Consider the following 8,872-nt stretch of genomic DNA (forward strand, 5'->3'; position numbering starts at 1 on the left):
AGTCTTTTCCATAAGGCGGATTAGCCAGTATTATGTCGAATCTGTCGTTCGGGAACTTGTCTTTGGATAGTGTCGATTCATCCCTTATGTTTTCTGCATCTCTCCCATCAACACTCTTTATTAGCATATCTGACTTACAGAGCGCGTAGGTTTCAGGGTTTACCTCCTGACCGTAGAGATAGACCTCCGTTTCCGCATTTATTTCCATTATTCTTTCCTTGGCGATCGAGAGCATTCCACCGGATCCACAGCAAGGGTCGTATATCGTTCTCACAACGTGATTTTTCTCGCGGATCTCCTTGTCGTTGTTCACCGAGAGATTGACCATAACTTTAATGACTTCTCTAGGGGTGAAATGTTCCCCGGGGTTTTCGTTGAGCGCTTCGTTGAATCTGCGGATGAGGTCCTCAAATACATAGCCCATTGTAAGATTGTCAACTTTGTCGGGATGAAGATCTAGATTGCTGTCGTTGAATCTTTGCATGACAAGATACAAAAGACCAGATTGATCGAGCTTTTCAATAGTCCTGAAAAAGTCGAATTTCTCCATTATTTCCCGAACGTTTGGACTGAAGGAGTTTATGTAGGCAGTCAGATTATCTCTCAGATTTTGAGCGTCATCCAGAAGGGTTCTAAATGTGTAGCGAGATGTATTATAAAAAGCATAGCCCGAAGCCTTTCTCAGCTGGGGATCTCGATTTTCTATCCCTTTCTCGCTTAGCTTCTTTGACGTCTCGAGAACATCTTTCTTTGTGCCTTCAAGAACAGAATCCAAGCGCTTAAGCGTGGTGAATGGAAGAATGACATCCTGATACTTCCCTCGCTTGAAGACATCTCTTATTAGGTCAGCTATACTCCAGATGAAGTTGGATATTTCGTTGAAGTTGGTCATGTTATCCTCCGTTGATTCATTGTGATGGATCGGTCGCCAATTAAGTGTTCTCTATACGCTATTGTTTCGATTTCTACTCCTGTCTTATCCGAAAATTTGCTCTGAGATTCCTCAGATAGATGAAGCATAAGCTTCCGCCTTCCAGTTTCTCAGTCTGCACCTTAAATCACGATCTGAATACCTGAACCTAAGAAAACTGCTCTCGCTTCCTGTGCTCGTTCTTCGCATGTGTGTTGTCTACAGTATATGTCTATTTGTCTGCTTCTTGCGATAATGAATAACGGACGTAACTGCCAGAAGTAGAGCTCAGAGTTGCGAAGTTGATCAGATTGCGTCTGTTGACTATTATATTCATTGTTACAAAGAAAACCAAATGCAATGGTTTGCGAATCAAAAAAACCCCGGTCATTTCCGGGGTTTCTTTCAAGAATTGGAGTTTGACCCTGCAAATCCGACAGTGTTTCCCGGCCTCAGTATACTCCCGTTTCTTGGTATAGCTAGACCTAACAATCGCGAATTCTCAGCCTGATACACTCTTCTATCAAAGTCCGTTTCAGATCCTCGTCTTTACATCTTTCTATGACGCTATCGACAGAAGCTCTGCGATTCTGTGCTAAGTAGACTTGGTTTTTTGTCTTTAGCCATTTTGATAGTAGCTCGGCACATAGATCGGTGTTTTCTTCACATAGCTCTTTATCATTCAAGAATTCGGGCATCCACCAGTCGTCTTGATCGCCCTTCGTCCCTACCGCTTCCGCTAAGAGCCCAGCGCCTTCTCTGAACAAACCTTCGTGCTCTGAAAGCATATCAATGGTTATCCTAGCTTCTTCAAAGGAAAAATTCTTGGCATATTTGCCATTTGCCCTATCGCTTATGTATTCTTCTATCCAGTTCTTCCAGGCGTCTTGTGCTTTCTCTTCTTCGAGATCCTTCATTCTGGCCTTTATACTCTTGTGAAGTCCTTCCAGCAGCATTTGGTTACCTGTGGCCACAATGAATCTGAGAAACCTGTCTCTATCCTCTCCATCGAGCAAGAAAAACAATACATCTGATAAGAGGGAATAGAACCTCGGAGTATATCTCTCATTAATTAAGTCGATTTTCTCTATAGTTTGTTTTATGTACTTCTGAATAGCCTTAAGTAAGGGAATATTGTAGTTACTCCAGCCTAAAAAACCACACCACGCTTGCACTGCTCGTTTCGGTTTCTTCCAATCGAATGAAGTCACCACTTTGCTCTTGCACCAATCCTGATCAATATAGTATAGAACATGCAACTGGCTTGCGATAATGATCCTCCCTATTCCATCGCTGAATGTCTTTCCGGAAAGAATGCGCTCCAGAAACTCAATAATCTTTAATCGAAGTTCTTTATCATTATCATTCCTATTCACAGCATTATAGAGAACAATTATCATGAATATTACTAGTCTTCCAGAAGGTTGATTTATTGCCCGCATAAGCCATTCGGGCTTTTTTTCTTCTGTTAGAAATACTGACTTTTCATTATTTCTCAACCTCTCGAAGCAGTAGATGGCAAGCTCCATACCCTTTTGCAGAAGTGAAGAGCTGATAGTCAGGTCTTCTCTAGGAAAGGATTCAAGTATCATAGCAATCTCAGCGATTATTTCATCCTTATGTCGTGTCGACGATAGTTGCTCTATAACAGAATCCCAATGAACAGACTCTTTCTTTGCTTTTGTTAGCCCATACGAAAGCGCGTGCCACAAGGACTTGTTTAGCTCTGATTGATTTAGATACTCCAGCAATGATTCAGCATATTTCCAGTCTGTCGAAACAATTTCTGTTACTTGATTTAGGATTGCGTAGTTACTATATTCGAGTACTCTATCTTCTTCTTGCTTATGAACAGGTGCTGCGAATCTGCTCATAAGCTCTATAAGTTCAGGAAAAGGCATTCTTCTCAGCTCATCTACCGACTTGGGCGATACGAAGGTAACAGGATAGCTTCTAACACCCGGCTTTAGAACCTCCGTCGAAGGCTTGAAGCCATATTGTTCTTCAATACGCGTTACGGTGTTATTCACATAATCTGTGCTATTCTCAGATTCTTTTGTCCACAGTAGGCGATTGTAGAGTTCATGATAGAAGGCTCTCTTCTTCTCCCCATCATTCAGGGCTCTAATCTCTTTCTCTTTGTAAGCCAAGCATTCTTCCAGGCTCAGTACGGTGTTTTGCGATAACTTGGAACTCTCAGTCAAAATCGCTTGTACTTCTACTTCCAGAGAACTCTTAAATAGCCAATCACTCTGAAGAATGGCGTTTACCTTTTCATCGTTTGAGTAATAATCGTCCTTCTTAACGCAGTATAGGAATAACCTTTCAAGCAAAGACATTTTAGAGTGTTTCCAATTGTTATAGTGTAACAAACGATCGGGATCGGAGTTCATTATCTGAAAGTCAATTGCTTCTCTTAAAATATCTATGAGAAGATCGATTGACTCTTCTCTAGCACTCTCTTGTTTTTCGATACTGCTTCTCATTACGCTGAAGTGATCCCAGTTCTCGTCTACGCTCCCGGTGGCTTTCAGTTTATTGAAAATGCTAACGAATTTATAAGTAAGTAGTTCTAGCAAATCACCAGATAGCTCTGACAGTTTTGGTTTAAGTATGCGTTGCCAGAATTCTTTAATCGTAATCTCGTTTGCCAATGGTTTCACGTTGTGGAAAAGAAGATCTTCGAATACTGACGACTGTCTATTATCAACAAAACGAAACAGGAAGTCCGTGACAGTAAGCACGAGTGATCTGTTCAAAGCACTGAACTTTTTCTCTAGAATATCAATTATCCACTCTAGAGGGTAGATAGTTATCGACCTGCTTTTGTCAAGGATAAGTGTCAGCCATTCCGAAAGTATACAGTCGTTCTTAGCATTCCTCGGCGTTTCTTTGTAGACAAGAGCCCGAACGAGATAGTAAACTACTTCAGGATGAATATCCTTCCTTTGCGAGGCAATAAGCTTAATCGTCTTCAGAGAAGTGTCTTGAGAAGCAATCTCTGCAAGCCAGTCTGAAAGGACTTTCTCAATTTCAGTCAATTCAGTAAGGTTGGGCGAGAATAGGCTGTCAAGAATTCCATTTATACTTGCCCATTCAAGCCAATCATAGCTGAGCGCTTCGCTGCAAAACTGCTTAGCAAGATCCACTCTTTTCAAGATATAGTGAATATAATCGGTTTCCTCATTTCTGATAGGAGGCTTAGCTCTAGCGATAGACTGTATCCTGTAAGTGTGATCTAGAAAGCCCATGCTGAATTGCCTTGCCAGTTCGGAGACTGCTTCTTCCAACCTGAAAAAGAGGCCCTTGTTCTTCTTATTTGACATAGGGAAAGGAATAACTCCAACCCCGAGGCTGCTCCAAAATGCATCTTTACCTTTCCTAATCTCTTTGCCAGACACGAATGAGAATTTGTTGTTTTTACGAATCCTCAGTCCCCGTGCAAGGTACTTTAGCATTGGGTCTGAATGAGAATAGCCTATAAACAAGATAGTGTAATCGGAGCTGTAAAGAGCACGTACAAAATCAGAGGCCCACCCCTCCGAAAGATATGCTCTTCCGAAGTCAGTGTCAGTGACAATAAGTTCTTCCGCATCCTGAGCGATATTTCCGTGCAGGTAGACCACACCCTTAAATTTGTCGCCCCTAGGTAGTGCAGGAGCAGAGAATTCATTGGGCAACATGTCAAAATGTTCTTCTGCTTTCAGTTTTTCAATTGCGGTTGAAAAGTGCCTGTCAAAATTCGTTGTCACTATTCTCAGATTGTCAGCTGTGAATAACTGTGAAATGTCTCTATGAAGGATATTGGGAAACGAATCAGATCGACCGATTATGGCTCTTGCTCTTTCATTCACCATACCGTATTTGATGTCCAGTTCCCCTAGATATTCATCAAAAGCTGGATGTTTTCTCTCGCTGAAATCCTCGGCGCACTGTTCAGCAATTTGCTTAACTAGTTGCGGAAAATTGGGAAGACACGATGGTGGTCCCATAGAGACCCCGGCGCCAGCAAAGACGACCAGCATTCCATCTTCGCGAGCTCGTAGAATTTCATCAGGTACATTGACAAACTTTGTAATGAACATTCCAATACTCCTATCACAATGCACTAATTAAGAGACATCCCAAGATTTCCTCAGTACACAATAGATGATTTTCTATTTTGGAAACTACAAATGCTCCCTATCTTCCCAGGGGATTTTTACTCTGCGCACTCTTTCTTCTGCCGCCATTTCTTTCCAAACACTCAGTTCCTCAGGAATATTCCCGTTCTTTTCTTTAAGTGCATAGTAGAGTTCTGATGAGATGAAAGCACCGGCTTCCCTTATTTGAATAAGATTCTTCATTGCAGCGGTAGCCAAAGCTGAGTTGTATTTCGCTGAATCTGTCATTTCTCTGATATTGCGAAGGATGCTGCAAAGAATAAGTACAAGTGAGTCTTCACCACAAATCCCGGGTATCAGGTTGAAAATACACCTAGAACTCTCGAGAAGGACATCGCCACTTCTGTTTTCCGCAATTTGAAGGATTTTAGTAATGAACTCCTCTGGAATAGACGGGAGGACTTCGGAAAGTGATTGCCAGAAACTGATCCCCCGAATTGAGTTGATAACAGTTTTCTCGTCAGGAGATTGTAGCCCTTCGCGAATTTTAGTAGTGGTTTGATCTCTATATTTTTCAAACTTCATAAGTGCTACGTATGCAAGAATAACAGAGGTTCCACCCTTTTCGATTACGTCAATTGCTGGAAGAAGCTCGCTGATGCAATTATCGTTGTCCTGACCAAGAGAAGGTACAATCACATGTGAAACTAGAGTAATCATATCTTCATGTACTATGAAGCTGAAAGACTTTTCAAATACCTCACCATTCAACTCTTTTAGAGCAGCTTGTTGTTCATTCCACCAAGCAACTATTTTTGAGCAGATTGCTTCGGCTTCTATTTCGGTCCAATCAATTCTGTGCTTCTCTCCCCCAGAAGAAAACAATGATGCATTAACAAAGAGGTTGACGTAGTGTGAAAATGAATTGGTGTGGGAAAGAACACTACCTTCAATTATTTTTGGAACTGGAAGATTGAGCAAATAATCTCTGAGGACATCCCTGTAGTCTTTTCCATTCTTTGGACCCGGGAGATAAAGACCTAGTATCGGTGTTTCAATATCAACAGGTATTCCACATCTGGTAGCTTCCTTCCATACGGCGTCTCTTAGTCGTTCTTCGAATTCTTCAGCGATTAGGCCGTACGAGTTAAGATATGCCAATTTTGTTAGAGATGCTTTTCTCGTTTGTCCGGAAGCATAGCTACTGTCTATGAGAGAGTTAAGCTGTGAAGCTGAGATTTGAATTGTTTTCATTGCTATTTGCCTATTTTCAAAGACAGTTACAGATGGATCATTCAATCCCTCACTATGCACCGATAGAGAAAGGATCCTATCCATAAGCCTATCAATTGATGCCCATCCAAGAATTCTTACTGTTTCGGATAAAGCTTTGTTGAATTCTGTAGATATTATCATTGACTTGATCTTGTTACCATTACTCATCTCAAATATGTCCAATAGTACATCCAAGTAATGCTCAAGAACGTTTTCAGGCATTCTCCAGGAGAGAGTTGACAAGACTTTCAAAGACGATAGGATCTTGTGCTCTGCATTATCGTTTTTGCCTGCAACTCGAGCTTCAAGGTAATCGAATATTCTCTCACTTACCTGAACGATCTCTTCATCACTGAATTCAGCTGAGGCAGGTAAAGTGATTATGCTTTCGGATGTTCCTATGTGTCCGGCAGATACTGTTTTCAGTGATATGTAAGCCGGGAGAAAGGGAAGAACAGCTTTCAGTACTCTTGCGTAGTCAGACAAGTTTGTTGAAATGCCTATTCTGAAAGGAATACCACACTCTTCAAGGAGCAGCAAATTGGCAATTCCATATCTCAGTTTGTCATCATACGGAGAAGAGCTTATTACCATACGAAACGAGTCTGCAGATGCTTCTTTGGAGTCGATTTCCTTCTCAATGGATTTAATGAGAACAGAGAGGGCATCGTAGTATGCCCTTTGAACCTCATCTTTAGCAATATAACCATTCGAGCTCCGATCGTGGCGATTACCACTGAATCTAAACTGAGCTCTGGAAAGATATTCCGAGAAAAATGTAACCCACTGTGATTCGGATTCTGCTTGAGGACCCTCCTTAGAATGGAATTCTCGAAGTTTCTTAACCGCTTTCTCCGCTAGTCGATTTGCCTTTTCAATTTCGGAAATCTGACACATAAGAGAGGCTTTTCTAACTAGCCAAATGGGTGAACCATCTTCTGGCCATTTTTCTAAAGTCTGTATTGCATCTGCGAATCGAAGCTGCAGTATCTCGAACATGGTCTTCTCAAAATACCAGCGTTGTTCCCAATCAATACTTCTGCGGCAAATTTCGGTAATACTATCAAGGAGATTAAGATACTGCTCTGGTCTGTAGTTGATTCTCAGTGACCTAAGCACACTGAACACGATTCTTATCCACATTTCTGAAATCTCAGTCCAGGTGACACTGTCCCATTTGTCCTTTTCTGGGACCAATTCACAAGCAGATGAAGGTACTACCCCAGGAAAAGGATTGTACTTTTCTATCAAATCAATCACTATGTCGATTTGCTCAGCAAAAAAAGGGAGTAGGGAAGTATCCAGGAACCAAGTTAACTCGTGAAGAATCACTATGTCTAGGGGTGCTGGAACCTCTGATATTCTGTGGAGTATCAAATTGACACGCCTGTCAATGAATAACTCGAGTCTTTTTCTTAGTTTATAAGGACATACCATCCACCCAGGATATGTCTCTCGAGCTCTTTTCCATTTTTTCGATATTCGGTCCAAATCCTCAGAATTAAAGTCAGTTTTCAGGTACTTTGGGATTTTGATCTCGTCGACAAAATTGTACAATTTGCCAGATGTATCTTCACCAATGATCCTTTGCCAATCGTAACTTCGCTTGCGTTCTTCGTAAAATGGCCACTTGTAAGGATCTGGTGGCTGGTGGTCTTCAAGATATGAGATGAATAGGCTGGTTGCTTCAGAGTGTCTTGATGTCCCATGAAAACTAGTATTGATTAATGGCGAAAGGTCTATTGGCTGTATTAGTTTTCTTTCCAAGTATTTTCTTCTTGATTGACTAAGATCTAGGTCACCAATCAAGTAGATAGGATTCTGGTTATGACCCAAGTTATCTCTCACCCATCCACTCCATGCAAGGAAATTAGGATCATCACCAGAGAAACCCAGTAGACAAAACGAATTCTCCATAATCGATTGTTGAATCGTGTTAACGAAAGGAGCATAATCATACGGATACCTTCTGTAGTCCTCTTCAGTGATAACAAATGGGGGAGTAGGAAGAGAACCATGGAGCTTGACTATCCTTGGGTTGTTTTGTTGAGACGAAATTTGACTAATGGACTTGACAATTCTATAATTACGCATTGAAAGTGTTCTCTCGAGAAGATCATCATAATTTGTTGTGAAGATATCAATCCAGGGAAGATCAAGTAGCCTTTCATGGAGTTCACCAGGCTCAAAATCGTCTGTTTTTATCTCATTAATTAACAACTCATCGAGTTTGTGGCGTCCAAAATAATCTTCATACTCTTGCGCAAGCTTAAGTGCCGATTCTTTAGTGTTTTTAGATCGATCCCCATTATAGAGAGCAGACGACAAAGATAGCTTCAGATCATTCCATAAAGGGAACTGCTGAGAATTAGCTCTACAAGCTTTAGAATTTCTAGAAAATCCAGATCCGATCATTAAGGCTGCGCGATTCCTCCAAAGGTTTGTGGCAAGTTCTTGAAGATGAATACCATCAACAAATTCGCTCATTTTTTTGCTCCTCTAGTTCATGTCATTGGGAATCTGACGCTTTCCTTCGGGTGAGTTAACAATTTGATGATATAATACTATATATTACAGTAATAAC

General features: G+C 41.2%; 3 protein-coding genes. All 3 read right to left on the reverse strand.

The features are described 5' to 3' along the window. A partial coding sequence (locus tag ENN47_01700; GenBank protein ID HDP76901.1) for an SAM-dependent DNA methyltransferase occupies nt 1–892 on the reverse strand: 892 nt, incomplete at its 3' end. Between the two features lie 503 nt (nt 893–1,395). After that, nucleotides 1,396–4,995, reverse strand: a complete 3,600-nt coding sequence (locus tag ENN47_01705) for a hypothetical protein (protein ID HDP76902.1) — start codon at nt 4,993–4,995, stop codon at nt 1,396–1,398. An 84-nt stretch (nt 4,996–5,079) separates the two neighbouring features. After that, nucleotides 5,080–8,775 (reverse strand): hypothetical protein, encoded by a 3,696-nt coding sequence (locus ENN47_01710; protein ID HDP76903.1) that lies wholly within the window; start codon nt 8,773–8,775, stop codon nt 5,080–5,082. Nucleotides 8,776–8,872 lie beyond the last annotated feature (97 nt).

This window comes from Mesotoga infera (assembly GCA_011045915.1).
Lineage (GTDB): Bacteria > Thermotogota > Thermotogae > Petrotogales > Kosmotogaceae > Mesotoga > Mesotoga infera_D.